We start from the raw sequence: 21,392 nt of genomic DNA on the forward strand, positions 1-21,392 counted from the left end.
AGTTAAGCAATTAGCTCGGTTTTTGTTTGCTCATACATCTGATTCGGGGTGTTCATATTTAAACTTAAATGCGGTCTATAACAATTGTAAATCATGATAGATTCCGCAATTAAGTGATCTAACTCCTTCATGGTTTGACATCGCGTGGTTAAAAACTCCTGCTTTAATATTCCATTAATTCGCTCTGCTAATGCATTCTGATAACAGTCCTTGCCATCTGTCATGGAAGGACATATCCCATAATGGCGCAATGCCGATTGATATAGCTCAGAGCAATATTGAGCACCTCTATCTGAATGATGAATCATCCTAGTCGCTCGATCTGTCGCTTGCTGCATCGCCATATGTAGAGCCTGCACAACATTCTCCGCACGCATATCATTCGATAACTTATAACCTTTAATCTGTCGGGTATAAGCATCTGTCACCAAGGATAAATAATGCACACCTTCAGCACTCTCAACATAGGTAATATCACTAACAAAGACTTCATTGGCTTGCACTGCTGAATAATCCTTTAATAAATTTGGATGCTTCTTCATCCAATGCTTGCTATCCGTAGTTTTTGTATAGCAACGCTTAGGGCGAATCAATAAGTTATTTTCTTTCAATATTTTAAATAACTGATCCCGTCCACACTTTAAACCACGTTGCAACAATTTGCCTTTAATAAGCCAATACAGCTTACGTGTTCCGATACTTGGCATGAGACAGCGATATTCCATAACCAACTCAAGTATTTGTTCAGTTGCTTGTGCAGTCATTTGAGCACGTTTTTCTGCTTGATAATAAGCTTGTCGGGTGATTCCCAACCACTGACAATAACGTGAAACGCTTAGTCTTCTTTGGCTTTGCCAATCTTTGAAACGTGCTCGGTATACTTTTTTCCAAGATCAGTCCCACATTCTTTATCAATGTGATAAATCACATCCTGAATAAATTCAGTTTTAAGCTTTTCTGCGGCTAACTGCTTTTCTAATTGGCGGATTCGTTGTTGGGGTGTCAATTGGCGTTTAGAAGAAGTCGGCATATTCGAAGTCCAGTCCTGTTGTCCGTGCTTGCGTAACCATACCAGCACAGTTGATCTTCCTTGAATACCATATTTTGCCTGAGCTTGCTTATAAGTAATTTGCCCTTTTTCTACTTCATGTACCACCATCATTTTAAAGGCAAAGCTATAGTCACGTTGTGTACGTTTAACTCGTTGTTCTCGTTTATGTTCCATAAAATAAGTCTCTTAAGGTGTAAACTTATTTCAGGACGGGACATATATCTGATTAAAAAAAGCCGCTGACGATAGCGGCTTTTTTATTGGCAGTGGTTTGTGTTTTCCCAAATTAAAAAAGAGTCGATGTAAAAAATAAGAGATAAAAATTTGGTTGAAGCCATTTATATGGGTTGATATTACGTCAATAAAAATATCAAAAGACGGATATTTAAAATGTAAAAAAATGATTTAAAAATTGTTGTCATTCAAAAGTCCTAAAAGTACCAATGAAATTAAGTCGAAAAAATGGGCATCTATGCAATTAATTTGAAAATTTGTTTGAAGACAGGAACCAGATTTTCGAATTTTTATAAAACAAAATAGCTAAAAATTGATGATGAATTATGGCTTTTAATATTTTTAGCTTTAATTATTTGATCATTAAAATGCATATTTAAAATCATGATGATTCTTCTTTTTTTGTTTTTAAGTTATTGAAATATAAATTAAATAAATAATTTAAATATTTTTTTTGATATTGTGATTGATGAGTTTTATGTGAGATTTTTTAAATCAATAGTCTTTAATTTTGGCTTTCATTCTGTACTTCAATCTATCTGAAAAATGATCAAAATTTAGGTTTTTATCATTTTTCACATCACTTACTACTTTAGTAGAAAGCCAAAAGAAGGGTGTAAAAATGCACGCATAATCACACTTGAAAAGTACCAATTTAACTCAGAAAAGTCCATTAATGTTGTGGTTGGTTTTATGAATAATAGTGCCTAACAACACATTCATATGGTGTTTAGCGCATTTTAAGACGTTGACCGCCATGTACATTTGAATTGGAACATCAAGGAAGTAGGCATATGGAAAATACCACTGCATTTAACTCTGATTCTCATACAGCTTATAACGCAGCTGAAGATTATGAGGGATATAAAGTGACTTACACTGAAGCTAAGCCTGTAGCGAATGAATCACTTTTAGAAAAAATTAAAGCAGTTCTTCCACAAATTGCTGCCAATGCAGAAGCGGCTGAACAGCTTCGCCGTGTGCCTGATGAAAACATCAAATTATTAAAAGATATTGGTTTACACCGCGCTTTCCAACCTAAGGTGTATGGCGGTTTAGAAATCAGCCTTCCTGAATTTGCAGATTGTATCGTAACGATTGCAGGTGCATGTGCAGGGACTGCATGGGCATTCAGCTTGCTTTGTACACATAGTCATCAAATTGCAATGTTCCCTAAACAACTACAGGATGAAATTTGGTTAGCCAACCCAGATGCAACGGCAAGTAGTTCAATTGCGCCATTTGGTAAAGTTGAAGAAGTTGAAGGTGGTGTTAAGCTTTCTGGCGACTACGGTTGGAGTAGTGGTTGTGACCATGCAGAATATGCAATCGTTGGTTTTAACCGCTTCGATGCCGAAGGTAACAAAATCTATAGCTTCGGTGTTATTCCACGTTCAGACTATGAAATCGTAGATAACTGGTTTGCTGGCGCAATTAAGAGCAGTGGTTCTAAACAACTTAAAATCCGTGATTTATTCATTCCTGAATATCGTATCCAAAAAGCGAAAGATATGATGGAAGGTAAATCAGCTGGTTTCGGTTTATATCCAGACAGTAAGATTTTCTATTCTCCATACCGTCCTTACTTCGCAAGTGGTTTCTCTGCAGTAAGTCTTGGTGTTGCTGAACGTATGCTTGAAGCATTCAAATTAAAGCAAAAAACACGTATTCGTGCATACACAGGTGCAAATCTTGGTGCGTCAACACCAGCACTTATGCGTTTAGCTGAGTCTACACATCAAGTGGCAGCAGCACGTGCCTTCCTAGAAAAAACTTGGGAAGACCACCGTATTCATGGTGAGCAAAAACGCTACCCAACTCAAGAAACATTGGCATTCTGGCGTACTAACCAAGCCTATGCAGTAAAAATGTGTATTGAAGCGGTTGACCGTTTATTCGCAGCAGCGGGTGCAACAAGCTGGTTGGATGGTCAGGAAATGCAACGTCTGTTCCGTGACTCACACATGACAGGTGCTCACGCTTATACAGATTACGATGTATGTGCACAAATTTTAGGTCGTGAATTGATGGGCTTAGACCCAGATCCAACAATGGTTTAAGAGAAAAGGATATCTCTCATGAATGCGATGACTCAACAAGCGACTGAATTCGATTCAAAATCGTTCCGCCGCGCACTAGGTAATTTTGCAACAGGCGTGACGATCATGACTGCGCAAAATGCGAAAGGCGATAAGGTAGGGGTAACTGCGAATAGCTTTAACTCGGTTTCTCTTGATCCACCACTGATTTTGTGGAGTATCGATAAGCGTTCATCAAGCTATGAAGTTTTTGCTGAAGCAAGTCACTTTGCAGTGAATATTTTGGCGGCAGACCAAATTGATCTTTCAAATAAGTTTGCACGTTCTAAAGATGACAAATATGCCAATGTTGATTTTGAACTGGGTGCTGGTCAAGCACCAGTTCTAAAAGAATGCTCAGCTGTATTTGAATGTGAGCGATACAACATTGTTGAGGGTGGTGATCACTGGATTATCATTGGTCGCGTGGTGAATTTCCAAGACAATGGTCGTTCACCATTGCTTTATCATCAAGGCGCTTATTCATCTGTATTGCCGCATCCGAGCTTGAATGCACGTGCAAATAATGATGATGAGATCTTCCCAGGTCGTTTGTATGACAATATGTATTACTTGTTGACCCAAGCAGTACGTGCTTACACCAATGACTACCAACCAAAACAGTTGGCGTCAGGTTTTAGAACCAGTGAAGCACGTTTGCTTCTTGTTCTTGAGAGTAAAACCGCGACGTCTAAACTTGATCTACAACGTGAAGTGGCAATGCCTGCACGTGAAATTGAACAAGCGACTGAAATCTTGGTGCGTAAAGGTCTGATGATTGATACTGAGAAGTGTTATGAACTGACTCAGCAGGGTGTGGAAGCCGCAAAAATGTTGCATCAGATCGGTGAGAATCATCAACAAGATGTATTCAAAACTTACAGTGAAGAAGACAAAATCTTATTCAAAAAGATGTTGAAAGACCTGATTGGTATCTAATTCGTTTTAGATCAATCTTAAAAAAAAACCGCTTCGGCGGTTTTTTTATACCTATTATTCAATAATAAAACATTTGCATATAGGATAATTTTGTTTAATATATTAATTAATGTTTAAAACGACATTCAAGAATACATAGAGGTTTTCTGGAGAGAATAATGGAATCACAATTCAACGTTGATGTACTGGTTGTTGGCTCAGGTGCATCAGGTATGGCAACTGCTATTACAGCAAAGCTTTTAGGCTTAAATGTACTTGTCATTGAAAAGTCTAAAAATTATGGTGGCACAACCGCGCGTTCAGGTGGTTGGTTATGGGTACCCGGTACAAAACTTGCGAAAGCATATGGACATGAAGATTCTCCAGAAGCCGTCAAAGCATATTTAAAACATGAAGGTGGGGATGCTTATAACGAGGAACGTGTTGATTCTTTTGTTAATCATTGTTCCGATGCGATTGATTTTTTCACTAAAAATACTGCTGTCCAATTTGATATGCCTTTAACATTCCCCGACTATCATGCAGAAGCACCAGGTGCAATGCAGGGCGGACGTTCGATGGTGACACGTCCTTTTGATGCGCGTGAACTTGGTGATCGTTTGGCATTGCTTGAACCGCCACTACCTGAATTGACTGTATTTGGTATGATGATTGGTTCGGGTGCAGATTTGCGTCACTTTATGAAAGCAACCCGTTCATTAGAATCGGCGTTATATACAGTGAAACGTTTCGGTACACACTTTGCTGAATGTTTAAAATACGGCCGTGGCATGTTGCTGACCAATGGTAATGCTTTGGCAGGTCGCTTAGCAAAATCTGCGCTAGATTTAGATATTCCTGTGTTAGTCGACACTGCCGCGAAAGAGCTCATACTTGCAAATGGCAAAGTGGTGGGTCTTAAAGCTGTTTCAGCAGGTCAAGAGATTAAAATTAATGCTTCACGTGCAGTAGTACTTGCTGCAGGTGGTTTCCCTCACAATACTGAATTACGTAAACGTCTATATAGCCATAGCGTAACAGGTTTAGACCATTGGTCTCCAACGACTGAAACCAATACAGGTGACAGTATTGCAATGGTTGAAAAAGTGAATGTTAAAGTTGATACACACTTAGAAAACAATGCTGCATGGGCACCTATTTCTCTGGTAAAACGTAAGGACGGTACTCATGGTGTGATGCCACACTTTATTGATCGTGCGAAACCGGGTGTGATTGCGGTTAATAAAAAGGGTAAACGTTTCGTCAATGAAGCAAACTCATATCATGACTTTGTTCAAGGAATGATTAAAGGTGCCAATATTGATGGCGAAATTACCTCTTGGCTCATCTGCGATCGTAAAACCTTACGTATGTATGGTCTAGGTTCTGTTCCACCACAACCACTGCCAATTGGAAAATATCTTAAATCAGGTTACCTCAAACAAGGGCGTAGTATTGCTGAACTGGCAAAAAACTGTGGGATAGATCCTCAAGGGCTAGAGGAAACTATTAATAAGTTCAATCCATTGGCAAAAATCGGTCAAGATCCTGAGTTCGGTAAAGGTTCTAAAGCCTATAACCGTTATCAAGGTGACCCGCTACACATGCCAAATCCATGCTTAAAACCAATTGAGCAAGGGCCTTTCTATGCTGTTCAATTACGTCCGGGTGACATCGGGACATATGCAGGTTTACCAGTCGATCGTCATAGCCGTGTACTAGATGCAACTGGTCAAATTGTTCAAGGTTTGTACTCGGTAGGTAATGATGCCACAAGCATTATGGGTGGGAATTATCCAGGTGCAGGTATTACTTTAGGACCTGCTTTGGTATTCGGTTATCAGACTGGCTTATTCATTGCCAAAGGTAAAGACAATAATCCAATTAAAGAGCGTACTGTCGAAAACCAAGAAGCAGTCGCGGTCTAAGTTTTTAGTGTTTTATTCCCATCACATGAATTTCTCGTGGTGGGAATCCTTTCTTAAATTTCGTTTTTGACTCATATTTTGAACAGGAAGTTTTAAATGTTTGTGCTTTATAATAAAAAAATTGTGGTAACAGGTGCTGCGCAGGGTAATGGTGAAGCGATTGCCAAAGGTTTATCTCAGCTTGGTGCAACGGTCATTTTGGCAGATTTAAATCTGGAAAAATTAGAACAGGTTAAACAGGATATTGTTGCTACAGGTCGTGAAGCTTATGCATTCGCCTTAAATGTAGCTGATTTAGAAAATTGCCAGCAGTTTGCACAGCAAGTTCAGCAGACCTTGGGTGATATTGATGTCTTGGTTAATAATGCGGGAATTTTACGTCGAAGTAATATTGAATCTGAATCAACATTTAAAGACCTTGATGACACTTTAAATATCAATCTAAAAGGGAGTTATAACCTGACACATTCTTTCCTCGAATCCTTAAAAAAGACGCAAGGTAATATTGTCAATGTTGCATCGATTCAGTCATTTGTCGCAGCAACGAGTGCAACAACCTATGCAATTTCAAAGGGCGCAGTTGCACAGATGACGAAAACTTTAGCTGCAGAATTGGCAAAATATGGTATCCGCGTCAATGCCATTGCTCCAGGTGTTATTGAAACCCCGATGACTGAGTTTACCCGTTCCAATCAGGGCATGATCGAGGGTTATTTACGTCATGTTCCAATGAATCGTACAGGGCAGCCGACTGAGCTTGTAGGGCCAGTATCTTTTCTCTGCTCCAATGCCGCAAGTTATGTAACAGGCTGTATACTACCTGTAGATGGCGGTTATTTAACTGTCTAATCGGAGAATATAAATACAGGTGCAGAGGGAACAATGACCAATCATCAGCGCGGCATCCAAACCGTTGAATTGGCCGGTGACATTTTAAAATTGGTCTGTGGTTCTAAGAGAGCTTTATCCTTAAGTGAAATTGCAGAAACCTTGGAGATGTCTCCAGGTTCTGCCTATAAGTACTTAATTAGCCTTTTAAGAACAGGGTTATTAAAAAGAAATGACAGTACTTTAGAGTACGAAGCGGGTCCTTTAAGTTTACGACTCGGACTTTCTAAAATTAAACATGACGACATGCTAGCCCATGCTCGTGATGCTTTGACGCATCTTGCAGAAAAATATCAACTTAATGCCTTTGCTTCTATGTGGTCCGACTTAAATGGGGCAACAGTTGTCTTTTATAAAGAATATGGTGGCTTCTTTAATTTAGGTTTTCGTTTGGGTATGCGTTTATCGCTGCTGAATACCACCACAGGTCGCTTATTTGCAGCGCATATGGATGCTGTTCAGTTAGCAGACAACCTTGATCAGGATATGATTAAGCCATTAGATTATATGAATGTGCTTCAAGAGATTCGAACTCAAGGCTACTCAACATTGTCTGATATTCCCACACCAGGATTTACCAGCTATGCAGTGCCAGTGTTTGATTGTGATCAAAATATTGTAATGACTTTAACAGCGTTTGGACCTTCTGAACGATTTGTACAGGGCAAAATTCAGCCTGTACTTGATGAACTGAACCAAATTGCAGCGGAGCTTAAAGGACAAAACAATGGATGATCTTAGCCAACAACCAGGCATTCAAAGTATTGACTATATTAGTGAAATATTAGAATTATTTTGTGATCGGCACGCCAAACTTAGCTTAAAAGAGATTGCTAGTGCTTTAAATGATAGTCCGGCTAAAGTATTTCGCTATTTGGTTAGCTTAACACGTATTGGATTGCTGCAAAAAACGGCCAACAATGAATATGTGGTAGGGGATCTTGCACTTGATCTTTCTTTTAAAGCTTTAAATCTACTCGACCCGATTGAACAAGCATGTCAAACCGCAAAAGCTATTAATCGTGAAAGCTCGTATGGGGTAGCGGTCAGTATTTGGGGATCTTTAGGACCAACAGTAATAAAAACCTATGAACCCGTTGAAGGGATTTATTCTAAAATCCGTGCAGGTTCGGTGATGTCACTGATCAATAGTTCTATTGGTAATACTTTTGCACAGTTCTTACCTGAGCATATTCTTCGCGATGCACTTGAGTTAGATTACATTCGTCATTCAGGAGTTAAGCTCTCAGCCAAAGAGCGTAATGAGTTTATGACAGCTATGCAGTCACGTCGTGATCAAACTATAACGCTCATGGTCGATCGACCAAGTGCCGGTCTGAGTTCAATCAGTTTACCTGTGTTTGGTATTTCGGATGAGATTCAGTTTGTGATTACGGCATTTCATAACAGTCATGTACTTTTGGCAGAGCAAGACCAATTTACTCAGTATTTAACTAATAAAATTGCTGAGCTATCGCGCAATATCGGCTTGAACTAAAGTATTAAAAAAATGTCTGAACAAGGATTGTACAGATATAATTAACATGTTAAATTTTATATATAAGTGAAAGATTTGCTTATTATACAATTTATTTGTCGCTTCAGCATTGATGCTAAGCATGAGGAAATTTGGTATGGATCACCAATTGTCGTCACAAATCGCTTTTTCTACAGCGACTGAACTAGAAAAACAGTTACTCCTAAAAAAACTGTTTTGGAAAATTCTTCCTATTTTATTTATTGCCTACTTCTTTTCATTTTTAGACCGCGTCAACATTGGTTATGCGAAGCTACAAATGCAGGATGCAATTGGCTTTACAGATTCTCAGTATGCTTTCGCTGCTGGTATTTTCTTTATCGGTTATGCATTTTTTGAAATCCCAAGTAACATCCTGATGGATAAAATTGGGGCTAGAAAAACCCTTGCACGTATCATGATTCTTTGGGGTTTAGCTTCGGCAGCAACGATGCTTGTTAGCTCTGCAACCCAACTCTATGTATTGCGTTTGATGCTGGGGATATTTGAAGCAGGCTTTTTCCCAGGCGTAATTCTTTATTTAAGTTTTTGGTTCCCAAGCTATATGCGAGGGCGTGTCACCTCTATTTTAATCTTGGCAACCTTGACGGCACCCATTATTGGTGGACCTATTTCAGGTTTAATCATGACCCACATGAATGGTTTCCACGGTTTAGGTGGCTGGCAATGGATGTTCTTGCTTGAAGCATTGCCGATTATCTTGATTGGTTTCGTCTGCTTGTTCTATTTAACGGATAAACCAGGAACTTCTCGTTGGTTAAGCCCACAAGAGCGTCAATTGCATAAGCAAATTATGACGGAAGATGCGGGTCCCGATGCACAGGATTCCAAGATTAATCATTCTGGTAAAGCCGTTTTAAAATGCTTAACCGATTACCGTGTGTATTTATTAGCTTCACTCGCATTTGCTGCATATTGTGGGTCTTACGGTTTCAATTTCTGGCTACCAACTATGATTAAAGAAATGGGAGTCACTGATATTGCTCAAATTTCTTTCTATGCCATGATTCCATTCTCGCTTGCTGCTGTGGGTATGATTACCGTCGGTCGTAGTTCAGATAAACGTCGTGAACGCCGTTGGCATTACACGATCAGCATGTTGTTTGGTGCTGCGATGATGTGTCTCGCTGCATTTTGGACTGGCGATATGATCAGTCGTCTGATCATTCTTGGCTTAGCTGGTTTTGGTTTCAGTGGTGGCGTGGTTGTGGCATGGTCACTTCCTGCAGCATATTTAGAAGGTAAAACAGCGGCAGCAGGTATTGCAATGGTCAGCACGCTTGCAACGATGAGCGGATTATTTGCACCTTGGGCAATTGGTTTTGCACGTGAATTAACAGGAACCAATGAAGCAGCATTATTAACTATTGCGGGTGTAATGGTATTGGCTGCACTTATAATGGCATTCCTGATTCCTGCAAAAGCAGTCTATGTCAGCGATAAAAAATAATTTCTCCTGAGGTCACTAGTACATCTATAGAACTCATTTTTTAAAACTTTGATTTTTTAAACCTATTAGCAGATCTGAGATCTGTTGATCTAGAGAGACTCATTTTAAATTCACATACCGTCTTATTTTTAATTTAGATATTAATTAAGAATTATGCAAATAGAGGGATGGATGAACCATATAGCAGCTAAAACGTGGTGATCAGTTTTGATCTTGAACTACACGTAAATAAACTACATTTAAGGAAAAATGTAATGAATAAGCCAACAAAATTATCGGTATTGATTGCTTTGCTCATGCCTTTTTCGCCAGAAATTCTAGCGAATAATATTATTGAAGATGGCACATTTGATGTAATGAACCGTAACTTCTATTTCTATCGTGATTTTAGAGAAGGGGCGTATAACACAGCAGGTGCAAACACTCAGGTTCCAGTGTCAGAAAAAGAGGGTTATCGCAGTGAATGGGCACAAGGGATTGTGGCAGAGTTTAAGTCAGGATTTACCGATACCCCAGTTCAATTTGGCTTTAACTTCCATGCGATGGGTGCATTAAAGTTATATAGCAATCCCTATAAAACAGGTACCAATATTTTAGAATTCGATGGTGCAACTGGTGAAACTAAGGAAACCAATGGTGAATTCGGTGGTGCACTTAAATTTAAGTATAAAGATACGACAGTCACTTATGGTGATCAATTTCCAAATACACCTGTAATTGCAGTGAGTACTGTACGTTTACTGCCATCTACAGCGACTGGTATTTCTGTTCAGGATAAATCTTTCGATAACTTAACCATTAATGCTGCGCATTTTTATCGCATGAATCCTGTCGATACTACGGAAAGTTTAAATTACTTTACGACCGACTATGCTGCTGGGATTACTTCTAATTCCATTAGCTTTGTAGGTGGAACCTATAAACACAAGGATGTTCTTTATACTGCTTATGCATCAGAACTTGAAGATGTCTGGAATCAGTACTATTTAGGGGCAAGTACCAGTTATAAGTTAGCTCAAGAAGGTCATGCACTTCGCTTTGCAACCTCAAATTATTACAACACCGATACGGGTGCAAAAAATGGCGGTGACATTTCTGCTTTGGCATTATCAGGTTTGCTCGGCTACCAAATTGGAAAGCAAACGTTCTCTATCGGTTATCAACAAATCATTGGTGATGAACCATTTGACTGGGTTGCATTTAAAACCTTAGGTGCCAATACTTCAATTTTAAATGCCGCACAATACGCGACCTTTAGTGAAGCCAATGAAAAATCTGTGCAATTAAAGTATGAGGCAGATTTATCAGAGTTTGGTTTAAACGGCTTTAGCTTTATGGGGCGCTATTTATACGGCTGGGATATTGATAACTCAGACAGCAAAAACTTGGTCTACAACCGTAACGGCGCACATGTATATAACAAAGACATTGATTACACACACTGGGAGCGTGATTTAACTTTGGGTTATAAAGTTCAGACAGGTTTTGCGAAAGGTTTAGACATCAAACTGCGTCAAGCCACACATCGTGCAACAAAGGGATATCGTTATAATGACATCGATGAACTACGCGTCATTCTCGAATATCCATTATCATTTTAGTTTTGATTCAAAAAGTTGGTAGAATAACTTATATATAGATATCTACTCAGACTTATGAAAAAAATACGACCGTCGCTGACCTTGGCTTTATTAGAAGCCCGCGAAGCGCTCATGACACATTTTCGCCCTGAGCTTAATGAGATTGGCTTAACAGAACAACAATGGCGTGTAATTCGAACTTTGGCTCAACATGAAGAGCTTGATAGTACCAGCTTGGCAGAAAAAGCCTGCATTTTAAAACCAAGTCTTACTGGTATTATTAATCGCATGTCGGAGATGGATTTGATCGCACGTCATCGTTCTGAAACTGATCAACGTTTTAGTTATATTTCTTTAACTGAAGCGGGGCGTGAAATTTTTGCCAAAATGTCAGTGCGAATGGAACAGCGTTATCAGGACATTCAAAACCGACTGGGCGATGAAAAAATGCAGCAACTGCTGGATTTATTAGATGAAGCTAAAAAGTTAAAACGCCAACTTTAGAGCACAAAAAATGCCTGATTCGTCAGGCATTTTTTTTATCAATTTAAAAAAATTATAAATTGAGTATCTGGGATTAAAGCTCACGCCACACGTCGTTTTCATCTTTTAAAGACACAGTGAAATTAAATGAATCATCTGTGCTCACTAAAAGTGAGGTCGGTGTTTGCATCACAACTTTAAGGACAGTGCCAGCATCAAAAATCAAAGGCTCACAATTTTCCTTTTCCAAGGTCACTGGCTTTAATAATTCGATTACAGAGCTTTCCATTGACTCATTCCCCAAAGTGTATGTTCTAAACTGATCATAGCATGAATATTTTTAATATTTGCACGTTCAGCGTATCTGGCAAAACCAAAATCAGATTTTGTGTAGATGATTATATGAAAATAAGTGCTACAGTAAAGTCCGAAACGTATCAATTATGTACTTATTTTAAATAAAGAAATCTTAAATCATGCTGACCATTCAAGCATTTATTCTACCGCTCAAATTGTACTCAATGGTCATATTGGGCTATTTAATCAGAAATATATTTCAAATGTAGACAGATACCCGATAACTGGTTAAATCAGCAGATGTTTTGAGTAAAATATTCAACATTTCATTGGATAGTCTTTTATTTCCAACAGGGCTTGTATCAAACTGAATCTAAAGACGAAGAAATTTGAGTCAAGCATTTCAAAAGTGGATTACACTGCTCCACATAAGCGATAACATCGTTCATAAATTGAAAAGAATAAGGAGTATTCATCGACTATGTTCAAGTCTTTTTTTCCAAAACCACTCTGGTTTTTTAGCAGCCTCGTTCTGTATTTTTTTATTCATTTAGGAATTTGGCATAGCGGTGGTTCGGGCTGGGGAACCTATGTGGGTTTTCCTGAAGGCTATACTGAACAAACTTTACCGATTGGTGTTAGCCGTTTCTGGTCGGCACAATTTTTATGGTTCTATTTATGGTACTTCGTCGCGACTGCGCTATTTGCATTGTTTTGGCATTTTAAAGAACATCATCCTTGGCAGCGTTGGTCCATTTGGGGCTCGTCTTTTATCTTGTTTAACATTTGGTATGGCGTACAGGTCAATGTGGTGTTAAACGAGTGGTATAGCCCGTTTTATGACTCCATCCAAAGAATGCTCACCAATGGTGGCGGTGATGTTGCAGACCTGTATGCGGGGGCAGTGACCTTTATTTATATTGCGATGGTCTATGTAACTTTTGCCGTCTTTAATTTATTCTTTGTCAGCCATTATGTATTCCGTTGGCGTACTGCAATGAATAACTACTACACCGCACATTGGGAGCAGTTACGTCATATTGAAGGTGCATCACAGCGTATTCAGGAAGACACCATGCGCTTTGCAAAAACCACTGAAGAACTAGGTGTTTCCCTGATTGAATCCTTAATGCTGCTCATGGCATTTTTACCAGTACTTTATACGCTGTCGAGTCATGTCAAAACGCTTCCTATCATTGGAGAGGTGACCCATGCGCTCATGTGGGCAGCCATTGGTTGGGCGGTGTTTGGTACGGTATTATTAATGACAGTCGGGATTAAATTGCCAGGTTTGGAATTTAATAACCAGAAGGTGGAAGCCGCTTATCGTAAAGAATTGGTTTATGGTGAAGATCATGCAGATCGCGCGCATCCACTACTTTTACAAGAACTGTTTAGCCGTGTACGCGTGAATTATTTCCGTTTGTATTTCCACTATGCGTATTTCAATATGGTGCGTATTTGGTATCTACAACTCGATAATATTTACGGCTTATTCATTTTGTTCCCAAGTATCGCGGCAGGTGCGATTACACTGGGTCTGATGATGCAAATCTTAAATGTATTCGGTAAAGTCCGAGAGTCGTTCCAATACTTGATTATGTCGTGGCCTAAAATTATTGAACTGCTTTCAATCTATAAACGTTTAAAAGCATTTGAGTCGAATTTGCATTAATTTTTCAAATTTGAACCTATTCGGATGTGTTGTTGAGATGCATCCGATTTTTTTTTATTTTTTAAATTTTCTAATCCGACGAATGACAGATCAATTTAGCTTTTTTTAGCTTTTACCTCCCAATATTGGGATATGAGCGCTCAATATTCATGCCTAAGATGAACTAACCAACGGTGATGGTGCTAATTTCCATAACGATATGTATTAAAAAAATAAAAGTACAAATATGGGGGAAATTATCTTAACTTTGCTCATGATGTGTCAGACCTCTCCCTATAGAGCTATGACAGATTATGACTGACCACTGTCTCGCGGGGGCATTGCGGATCAAAGAAGTGAGTGGTTACTTCTTTGATCTTTTTTTATGGTGTAGATTTGATCTGCATTCTTTCATTAGCTTAAAGCTGTTCATAATTAAGTCACTGATCTGTTTAGTAAAATCTTATTTCTAAGATACTTAGATTATTCATTCTTGGTTTATTCTTTTCAAATGCCTAGCTTTTTGATGCCAAATTTGAAATAAATTTCTACGTGAATCAATATCTTGTGTTTGTTGTTTAAGTATTTTTCAGTTATGTTATGCCAATGCTTTGGCTTGAGAATAATAATGTGAAACTCAAACTGATAATACTCACAACAATAATGTTTGGCTTAGCAGCATGTCAGTCGACAGGACGCGTTCAGAAAGACCCGATGACAGACTATGCAACGCCACAAGAAATGATGATTAAAAAAGGTTTGAACTTGGACGATGGATCGGCAAAGGATTATGTCTATCTATGGGATGCAAAATCGGGTACGCCAGCAAATCATGCTTTATTGCCAAGAACGACGGTAAGTCAATATTGTCATGCCAAAGGTGGAACCTTGGTGCTGTCATATAAGAGCCAACTCCGTTTAGTCAATCATGCGGCACAAAAGAAACGCTTAGCGGCAGATCGTCGTTTGGCTCAAGGGATTGGTGCGTATAAATGTAAGCTCAGCAATGATCAGTATTGGATTGTTTCCATTGAGCCTATGTCTGAAAAGCAAATCGATAAGAGCAATACCAGCCGTTCAGTGAAGTTACTCAGTAAAGTCATGACTATGGCAGAAGCTCGTCAATTTTATCGTGGCGCTGCGGTACTCGATCGTAAAGTTGAACCGCCCGTAAAAGCAGCTAGCAAGGCTGCAACTAAAGAGCAGACTAAGAAAGAAAAAGAAGCTGCGCTGAAAGATCAGCTAAAAGACGTTCCGAATAAAGAAGTCCCTGCCAAAGAGATTAAAGCACCAGTGGTTGAGGCACTGCCTGCACCTGTCATTGCAAATACGGTTGAAACCACTCAACAGCAGCAAACACGACTGTATGTGGCTGCACGTCGCGATATTAATGCGGGCAGAAATGTAACCAATGCCTGTAACAATGCTCAGCGCGCCTATAGTCTTGGTAAGCAGCAGGGTGCAGAAGGGACACGTATTTATACCGAGTCTGGCATGTTGGTGGCACGTTGTCTGAATAGCATTCCTTCGTATGGCAGCCGTATTCCAAATGCCAAAGGGCAAGCAAAACGGATATTGACCAACTTAGCCAATAACTATAATCATTCAGGTGCGAAGAATATGCTTCGGCAGATGAAATAACTTCCTACTTTAAAAGCCCATCCATGAGATGGGCTTTTTTATATCTCATATCATTACGACTCAAGTTTTACACACGCATAACAGGGTTGTGGCTTGGGTTTGTGTTAAAAGTACCGTATTCATTTTAGGTATTTAGATTTATGTCATTTCGTTTAAAAGCATCATTTAAAAATAATCGTACAGTTTTCAAGGCTGCACTTTTGGCTTCTACTATGATGTTTACGGCTCAAACCGCTTCGGCAAGTATAGCTCAAGAGCAACTGAGTTCTTGCTTGGTAAAAGCAACGACAGCAGCAGATAAAACCAGTGTTCTACAATGGACTTTTGCAGCACTGGCAACGCACCCTGATTTAAAGGCTTTTGCACAAGTAAGTGAGGCTCAAAAAGAGCAACTGGACAAAAACTTTGCAGCTGTGGTGCAGCGTATATTGGTTGAGCAATGTTCGACTCAGGCGAAAGCTGTGATTCAAGCGGATGGTGTTGAAGGTATTGGGGCAAGTTTCCAAGAGCTTGGGCAAATTACAGGTGAAGAGATTTTGAAAAATCCTGAAATTAAGAGTCAGCTTAAAGGCGTGTTGAAGTATCTGGATTTGAATAAGTTGGTGATGACGTTTTTAACCCCAGATATTTGGAATAAGTTGGGGGCGATACGTTAAAACATGTGCCTATTTTAAAATGGTAGCGATGATCTTAAGCAGCCAAATAATGGGATAGGCAATCATTTCTCCAATATGTAATAGCTGAGATCCTTTGTGGTCTTTAGTTTCCTTATGATGCATGGAAAATAAATAGCTTCTCGATCTAGGATGAATCAACAAGATAATGATCGAGATGGTAAATATCCCGATGGCAGTTTGAATGATTGTGAGCAGAAGGTCGGGTGTCATTTTTGTTTTTCTTTGGTGTTTTTGATTTTATAGCATGTTCTAAATCCTCTGGTAATCCCCCCTAAAAATAATAGGATCTAAAAGTAGAATTTTCTCTTAAGATACGAGCAGGAGATTCTGCATGAAAACATCTAAATTTACTGACAGTCAGATCATGTCCATCTTGAAACAGGCAGAATCTGGTACACCTGTAGCGACCCTTTGCCGTGAACACGGCATGAGTAATGCTACCTTTTATAAATGGCGTGCCAAATATGGTGGTATGGATACATCATTAATGGCTCGACTGAAAGAGCTAGAAGCCGTGTTAGCGGCAGTGTAAAAATGACCCCCTAATGGCATTTAAAAACTGACCCCCTTGGTTAATATAGCGGTCATTTTGGACTGCTCAACATGTTAACTTTGGAGCAAGCAGTGACAATCCAAATACTTCATCAACAAGGTAAATCTATTAAAGCTATTACTCGTGAACTGGGGGTGTCCAGAAATACCGTACGTAAATATTTACGGCAGAAGGAAACACCTCAGTATCGGCGTACACAACCTAGAACAAGTATTCTTGATCCATATAAACCTTATTTACTCCAACGTGTAAACGCAGCTCATCCTGAATGGATTCCTGCTGTCGTGCTCTACCAGGAAATTTTAAGGTTGGGATATCCAGGAAAGATCAGGATCTTGAGGGAATATCTTGCAACATTAAAACCAGTTGCCAAACCGGAACCGATCATTCGTTTTGAAACCCAACCTGGCCAACAAATGCAGGTGGATTTCACCACGATTCGACGCAACAACACGACTTTGAAAGCCTTTGTCGCAACATTAGGGTATTCCAGAGCGACTTTCGTGAAATTTTATGATCATGAACGTACCGATGCATGGATCGATGGTCTGGAAAATGCATTTCAGTTCTTTGCAGGAGTACCTCAAGAAATCCTGTTTGATAACGCTAAAACGATCATGATTGAACGGGATGCCTATCAGGAGGGGCAGCATAAATGGAATCCCAAACTGCTCGACTGCGCCAAGAAATACAGCTTTCGTCCTCGCGTATGTAAGCCCTACCGTGCACAGACCAAAGGCAAAGTTGAACGCTTTAATGGATACCTCAAATCAAGCTTTATTGTGCCATTGAAAGCAAGCCTGAAGACTTCGGGTTTACTGTTAGATGTTGATGTCGCCAATGCCCACATTGGCCGGTGGCTGCATGAAACCGCCAATCAGCGGATTCATGCCACCACGCAAGAAAAACCGGCTGTTCGACTGCAACAGGAGCAGCAAAAATTTACGCCATTACCGCAATCAGATACAGGTTCTAGCACTGTACCTGTTGCAGCAGCACAGCATGTCATGCCCTACGAGAGTTTGCAGCATCCCTTATCGGTATATGATCAGTTGCTGGGAGTTTCCTGATGAATCTGCAATACGACCGTATAGAGCAGCTTTGCCAAAAGCTCAATCTGCCTGCCATCGCATCACAATGGTCACATCATGCACAACAAACATTAGGTCAGGATGGAAGTTATGCTGACTTTGTTGAAGCGATCTTGACGCATGAATATGCTGCCAGGCAACAGCGCAGCCAGCAGGTACTGATGAAACTCTCAGGCCTGCCTCAAGTCAAAACCCTGGAAGACTATGATTTTAATTATGCCCTAGGGACCCCTAAATCACAGGTGATTGAACTGTTCAATCTGAGCTTTATTGCTAGAGCAGAAAATGTGGTGTTTCTCGGGGCTAGCGGAGTAGGAAAAACGCATTTATCTATGGCATTAGGCTATAAGGCCATCATGAACAACATTAAGATCAAGTTCATTACCGCAGCGGATTTAATGCTGCAACTGAGTACAGCCTATCAGCAAGGTAAATTGAAAACCTATATGCAACGGGTGATACTCGCCCCAAAATTACTGATTATCGATGAAATTGGTTATTTGCCCTTTGGACGTGAAGAAGCGAATCTGTTCTTTAACGTGATTGCCAAGCGTTATGAAAAAGGCAGTACGATATTGACGAGTAACTTATCATTTAGCCAGTGGTCCAAATCCTTTGCAGATGATGTCACGTTGACCGCTGCGATGTTAGATCGGTTATTGCATCACTGTCATGTGGTACAAATATCGGGTGAGAGTTATCGTTTGAAGGGTAAAAAAAGAATTGGGATTCAGCCTCAGGTTGAAACTTAATATGAGATCAAAGGGGTCAATTTTACTTTGCCATTTGTAAGGTAAAAGGGGGCAATTTTAGAATGCCGTTGACAGCCCGAAAATACCAGACTTAAAAAGATGTATGCGGAAGAGCGATTAAAGGCCGAAATCATCCAGGAAGCGATGGCAAAAAAGTGGTAAAGCCATCTTGCCGGCGTAAGATGGCACAACAGGCAGTTGCCCAGCATGCCATTAGTATTCGTTTGGCTTGTAAAGCATTTGGCATTAGTGAAACCTGCTACCGCTATCAAGCCAAACTCAGCGATGACAATGCACTCATTGCTGAACAGCTCATTGAACTCACTGAGGAAAATTCCGACTGGGGCTTTGGTTTGTGCTTCTCGTATTTACGGCATGTTGAGAGTTGCTGCTGGAATCACAAGCGGGTTTACCGCATTTACTGTGAGTTGGCACTGAATCTGCGTATTAAACCGAGAAGAAGACTAAAACGGCATGCGCCTGAACCATTGAAAGAACCAATCCGAGAAAATCAGGTTTGGTCATTAGATTTTATGCATGATCAGCTTTCCGATGGTCGCAAGTTTCGATTATTGAATGTGATTGATGATTACCGCCGCGAAGGCCTAGCCATTGAAGCAGGGTTCTCATTGCCCACAATCAGGGTTATTCGTACGTTGAATCAATTGCTGGAGTGGAGAGAAAAACCGTTAGTGATCCGATGCGATAATGGTCCCGAATTTATCAGTCACGAATTTGTGCGCTGGGCTACTGAGCACGGTATTCGTATTGAATATATTCAACCGGGTAAGCCACAGCAGAATGCGTATATTGAACGCTATAATCGGACCATACGTTATAGTTGGCTGAGCAAGCATTTATTTGATACTTTGGATGAAGTACAAGATTATGCAACAAACTGGTTGTGGCATTACAACCATGAAAGACCACATCAAGCTAACAAAGGAAAGCCACCTCTAATGGCTGCTTAACCTCTACTTTTAACTTCGGTTATTTATGGGAGGATTACCGGTACTATTTAATAAATTTGAAAAATGAGGAATTAAGAATAGAAGTAATTGATGTTTTTCGTAATAGTTTAGAGATAAAGGTATCTCCAAGAAATAGTGAGAAAGTGCAACTAAAACATATTCTTTTTAAAAATTATGGTTTTCAAATTCAAATGGAAGGTTTTGAGAAGCTAAATTTTTATATTTATGATGAAATTTGTGTTGTTTTGACAACACTTAATAGAAGTAGAAATTTAGGTATAAAGAGACTGTAAATTAAATTGTGTAATTGCCTGAATTTGCTATGTTCATATTCACAACGGAGTCAGGCAACATGATGAACGAACAAAAACTAAAAGACTTTGCAGCAGAATTTGCTAAAGGAATCAAAACAGAAGACGATCTCAATCAATTCACCCGATTATTGACTAAACTCACTGTTGAAACGGCTCTCAATGCCGAACTTACCGAACATCTCGGACATGAAAAGAATGCTCGTAAGAACGGTTCAAATGCTCGTAACGGTTATTCCAGTAAGACCGTGCTGAGCGATGATGGTGAGATTGAGATCACCACACCACGAGATCGTGATGGCACATTTGAGCCACAACTAATTAAAAAGAATGAGAAGCACTGCTTCGCAAGGCGTATCACGCAAATGGATAGCCAAATTCTATCCCTTTATGCCAAAGGCATGACTACCCGTGAAATCGTGGCTACTTTCAAAGAAATGTACGATGCTGATGTATCTCCAACGCTTATTTCCAAGGTGACTGATGCTGTTAAGGAGCAAGTCGCTGAATGGCAAAACCGTCCGCTGGATGCACTCTATCCCATCGTCTATATGGACTGTATTGTAGTTAAAGTCCGTCATAATGGCAGTGTTATCAACAAGGCTGTATTCCTTGCCTTAGGCATTAATCTTGATGGACAGAAAGAACTGCTCGGCATGTGGATGGCTGAGAATGAAGGTGCAAAGTTCTGGCTGAATGTCCTGACTGAGCTTAAAAACCGAGGGTTGCAGGATATTCTGATCGCCTGTGTGGATGGACTAAAAGGCTTTCCTGATGCCATTAACAGCGTATACCCGCAAACCCATATCCAGCTGTGCATTATCCATATGCTGCGTAACAGCTTGAAATACGTATCATGGAAAGATTACAAGGCCGTCACTCAGGATTTAAAAGCCGTTTATCAGTCACCTACTGAAGAGGCAGCCTTGATGGCCATGGATCAATTCGCCCAAACATGGGATGACAAGTACCCACAGATCAGCAAAAGCTGGCGTACACACTGGGAGAATCTAAATACCTTCTTTGCTTATCCAGCCGAGATACGCAAAGCCATCTATACCACCAATGCGATCGAATCATTAAACAGCGTAATACGTCAGGCGATCAAAAAGCGTAAAGTCTTTCCAACGGATGATTCTGTACGTAAAGTGATTTACCTGGCAATTGATGCAGCGTCTAAAAAGTGGAATATGCCTATTCGCGACTGGCGTTTAGCCATGAGCCGCTTTATTATTGAATTCGGTGACCGCTTAAGCAATCACCTTTAAATTTATGAAAAGCAATTACACAAAATTATT

Annotated in this window: 17 protein-coding genes and 2 pseudogenes; 17 read left to right on the forward strand and 2 right to left on the reverse strand. The window is 39.9% G+C overall.

Annotated features, from left to right (window positions below; genetic code table 11):
- Positions 1–2 precede the first annotated feature (2 nt).
- Positions 3–1,225, reverse strand: a protein-coding gene (locus A3K93_RS14620; RefSeq protein WP_101494813.1) for an IS3 family transposase whose coding sequence is annotated in 2 segments (ribosomal slippage) — positions 3–889 and positions 889–1,225 — 1,224 coding nt in all. Because the reading frame shifts where the segments join, the coding sequence is not laid out codon by codon here.
- 854 nt (positions 1,226–2,079) lie between these two features.
- On the opposite strand from A3K93_RS14620, the gene A3K93_RS02950 reads away from it, so the two are divergent.
- The 9 genes from A3K93_RS02950 (at position 2,080) to hpaR (ending at position 12,168) form a co-directional block, all read left to right on the forward strand.
- The gene (locus A3K93_RS02950) at positions 2,080–3,345 is read left to right on the forward strand and encodes a p-hydroxyphenylacetate 3-hydroxylase oxygenase component (protein WP_081408500.1); all 1,266 of its coding nucleotides are present in this window, start codon (positions 2,080–2,082) and stop codon (positions 3,343–3,345) included.
- Between the two features lie 18 nt (positions 3,346–3,363).
- Positions 3,364–4,302, forward strand: coding sequence for a p-hydroxyphenylacetate 3-hydroxylase reductase component (locus tag A3K93_RS02955; RefSeq protein WP_067728791.1), 939 nt, complete (start codon positions 3,364–3,366; stop codon positions 4,300–4,302).
- Positions 4,303–4,460: 158 nt separating this feature from the next.
- Entirely contained in the window at positions 4,461–6,209 is a 1,749-nt protein-coding gene (locus tag A3K93_RS02960; RefSeq protein WP_067728793.1) for an FAD-dependent oxidoreductase, read from the forward strand.
- Between the two features lie 96 nt (positions 6,210–6,305).
- Positions 6,306–7,058, forward strand: coding sequence for an SDR family NAD(P)-dependent oxidoreductase (locus A3K93_RS02965; protein WP_067728795.1), 753 nt, complete (start codon positions 6,306–6,308; stop codon positions 7,056–7,058).
- 33 nt (positions 7,059–7,091) lie between these two features.
- Positions 7,092–7,832, forward strand: a complete 741-nt coding sequence (locus A3K93_RS02970; protein ID WP_067728797.1) for an IclR family transcriptional regulator — start codon at positions 7,092–7,094, stop codon at positions 7,830–7,832.
- On the forward strand, positions 7,825–8,595 hold the full coding sequence (locus A3K93_RS02975; RefSeq protein ID WP_067728799.1) for an IclR family transcriptional regulator domain-containing protein: 771 nt from the start codon (positions 7,825–7,827) through the stop codon (positions 8,593–8,595). Before A3K93_RS02970 ends, A3K93_RS02975 begins: the two co-directional genes overlap by 8 nt.
- 136 nt (positions 8,596–8,731) lie before the next feature.
- Positions 8,732–10,084, forward strand: a complete 1,353-nt coding sequence (locus A3K93_RS02980) for an MFS transporter (protein WP_067728802.1) — start codon at positions 8,732–8,734, stop codon at positions 10,082–10,084.
- Positions 10,085–10,338: 254 nt separating this feature from the next.
- The gene (locus A3K93_RS02985; RefSeq protein WP_067728804.1) at positions 10,339–11,685 is read left to right on the forward strand and encodes an OprD family outer membrane porin; all 1,347 of its coding nucleotides are present in this window, start codon (positions 10,339–10,341) and stop codon (positions 11,683–11,685) included.
- Between the two features lie 54 nt (positions 11,686–11,739).
- Complete coding sequence (gene hpaR / locus A3K93_RS02990; protein WP_067728806.1) at positions 11,740–12,168, forward strand: homoprotocatechuate degradation operon regulator HpaR; 429 nt, start codon at positions 11,740–11,742, stop codon at positions 12,166–12,168.
- Positions 12,169–12,241: 73 nt separating this feature from the next.
- On the opposite strand, the gene A3K93_RS02995 is transcribed toward hpaR, so the two are convergent.
- Positions 12,242–12,436, reverse strand: coding sequence for a hypothetical protein (locus A3K93_RS02995; protein WP_067728810.1), 195 nt, complete (start codon positions 12,434–12,436; stop codon positions 12,242–12,244).
- Between the two features lie 489 nt (positions 12,437–12,925).
- Between A3K93_RS02995 and sbmA the strand changes: the two genes are divergently transcribed.
- From sbmA to A3K93_RS03045, 8 genes and pseudogenes are all read left to right on the forward strand, one after another.
- The gene (gene sbmA / locus A3K93_RS03000) at positions 12,926–14,119 is read left to right on the forward strand and encodes a peptide antibiotic transporter SbmA (RefSeq protein WP_067728812.1); all 1,194 of its coding nucleotides are present in this window, start codon (positions 12,926–12,928) and stop codon (positions 14,117–14,119) included.
- A gap of 642 nt (positions 14,120–14,761) precedes the next feature.
- Positions 14,762–15,739 (forward strand): hypothetical protein, encoded by a 978-nt coding sequence (locus A3K93_RS03005; RefSeq protein ID WP_171255044.1) that lies wholly within the window; start codon positions 14,762–14,764, stop codon positions 15,737–15,739.
- Between the two features lie 140 nt (positions 15,740–15,879).
- Positions 15,880–16,395 carry a hypothetical protein gene (locus tag A3K93_RS03010; protein ID WP_067728814.1) on the forward strand — a complete coding sequence of 172 codons (516 nt, stop codon included), beginning with the start codon at positions 15,880–15,882 and terminating at the stop codon, positions 16,393–16,395.
- A gap of 352 nt (positions 16,396–16,747) precedes the next feature.
- A pseudogene (locus A3K93_RS03020) lies at positions 16,748–16,930 on the forward strand (transposase); the annotation flags it as partial.
- An 89-nt stretch (positions 16,931–17,019) separates the two neighbouring features.
- The gene (gene istA / locus A3K93_RS03025) at positions 17,020–18,039 is read left to right on the forward strand and encodes an IS21-like element ISAba8 family transposase (RefSeq protein ID WP_067728820.1); all 1,020 of its coding nucleotides are present in this window, start codon (positions 17,020–17,022) and stop codon (positions 18,037–18,039) included.
- On the forward strand, positions 18,039–18,812 hold the full coding sequence (istB, locus tag A3K93_RS03030) for an IS21-like element ISAba8 family helper ATPase IstB (protein WP_067728822.1): 774 nt from the start codon (positions 18,039–18,041) through the stop codon (positions 18,810–18,812). Before istA ends, istB begins: the two co-directional genes overlap by 1 nt.
- Positions 18,813–18,884: 72 nt before the next feature.
- Positions 18,885–19,783, forward strand: a pseudogene (locus tag A3K93_RS03035) (IS3 family transposase); the annotation flags it as partial.
- Between the two features lie 355 nt (positions 19,784–20,138).
- A complete protein-coding gene (locus A3K93_RS03045; protein ID WP_067728827.1) occupies positions 20,139–21,362 on the forward strand; it encodes an IS256 family transposase in 1,224 nt (407 codons plus the stop codon).
- The last annotated feature ends 30 nt before the right edge of the window (positions 21,363–21,392 follow it).

The organism is Acinetobacter sp. NCu2D-2, assembly GCF_001647675.1.
In the GTDB taxonomy this organism is placed as follows: Bacteria; Pseudomonadota; Gammaproteobacteria; order Pseudomonadales; family Moraxellaceae; genus Acinetobacter.

Excerpts from the sequence above, each read along its gene's own strand:
- A3K93_RS02975 (WP_067728799.1), top strand. The coding sequence starts at position 7,825 with ATGGATGATCTTAGCCAACAACCAGGCATTCAAAGTATTGACTATATT.
- A3K93_RS03005 (WP_171255044.1), top strand. The coding sequence starts at position 14,762 with ATGTTTGGCTTAGCAGCATGTCAGTCGACAGGACGCGTTCAGAAAGAC.
- A3K93_RS03010 (WP_067728814.1), top strand. The coding sequence starts at position 15,880 with ATGTCATTTCGTTTAAAAGCATCATTTAAAAATAATCGTACAGTTTTC.
- istB (WP_067728822.1), top strand. The coding sequence starts at position 18,039 with ATGAATCTGCAATACGACCGTATAGAGCAGCTTTGCCAAAAGCTCAAT.
- A3K93_RS02960 (WP_067728793.1), top strand. The coding sequence starts at position 4,461 with ATGGAATCACAATTCAACGTTGATGTACTGGTTGTTGGCTCAGGTGCA.
- A3K93_RS02995 (WP_067728810.1), bottom strand. The coding sequence starts at position 12,436 with ATGGAAAGCTCTGTAATCGAATTATTAAAGCCAGTGACCTTGGAAAAG.
- A3K93_RS02980 (WP_067728802.1), top strand. The coding sequence starts at position 8,732 with ATGGATCACCAATTGTCGTCACAAATCGCTTTTTCTACAGCGACTGAA.
- A3K93_RS02955 (WP_067728791.1), top strand. The coding sequence starts at position 3,364 with ATGAATGCGATGACTCAACAAGCGACTGAATTCGATTCAAAATCGTTC.
- A3K93_RS02985 (WP_067728804.1), top strand. The coding sequence starts at position 10,339 with ATGAATAAGCCAACAAAATTATCGGTATTGATTGCTTTGCTCATGCCT.
- A3K93_RS02950 (WP_081408500.1), top strand. The coding sequence starts at position 2,080 with ATGGAAAATACCACTGCATTTAACTCTGATTCTCATACAGCTTATAAC.
- A3K93_RS02970 (WP_067728797.1), top strand. The coding sequence starts at position 7,092 with ATGACCAATCATCAGCGCGGCATCCAAACCGTTGAATTGGCCGGTGAC.
- A3K93_RS03045 (WP_067728827.1), top strand. The coding sequence starts at position 20,139 with ATGAACGAACAAAAACTAAAAGACTTTGCAGCAGAATTTGCTAAAGGA.
- sbmA (WP_067728812.1), top strand. The coding sequence starts at position 12,926 with ATGTTCAAGTCTTTTTTTCCAAAACCACTCTGGTTTTTTAGCAGCCTC.
- A3K93_RS02965 (WP_067728795.1), top strand. The coding sequence starts at position 6,306 with ATGTTTGTGCTTTATAATAAAAAAATTGTGGTAACAGGTGCTGCGCAG.
- istA (WP_067728820.1), top strand. The coding sequence starts at position 17,020 with ATGTTAACTTTGGAGCAAGCAGTGACAATCCAAATACTTCATCAACAA.
- hpaR (WP_067728806.1), top strand. The coding sequence starts at position 11,740 with ATGAAAAAAATACGACCGTCGCTGACCTTGGCTTTATTAGAAGCCCGC.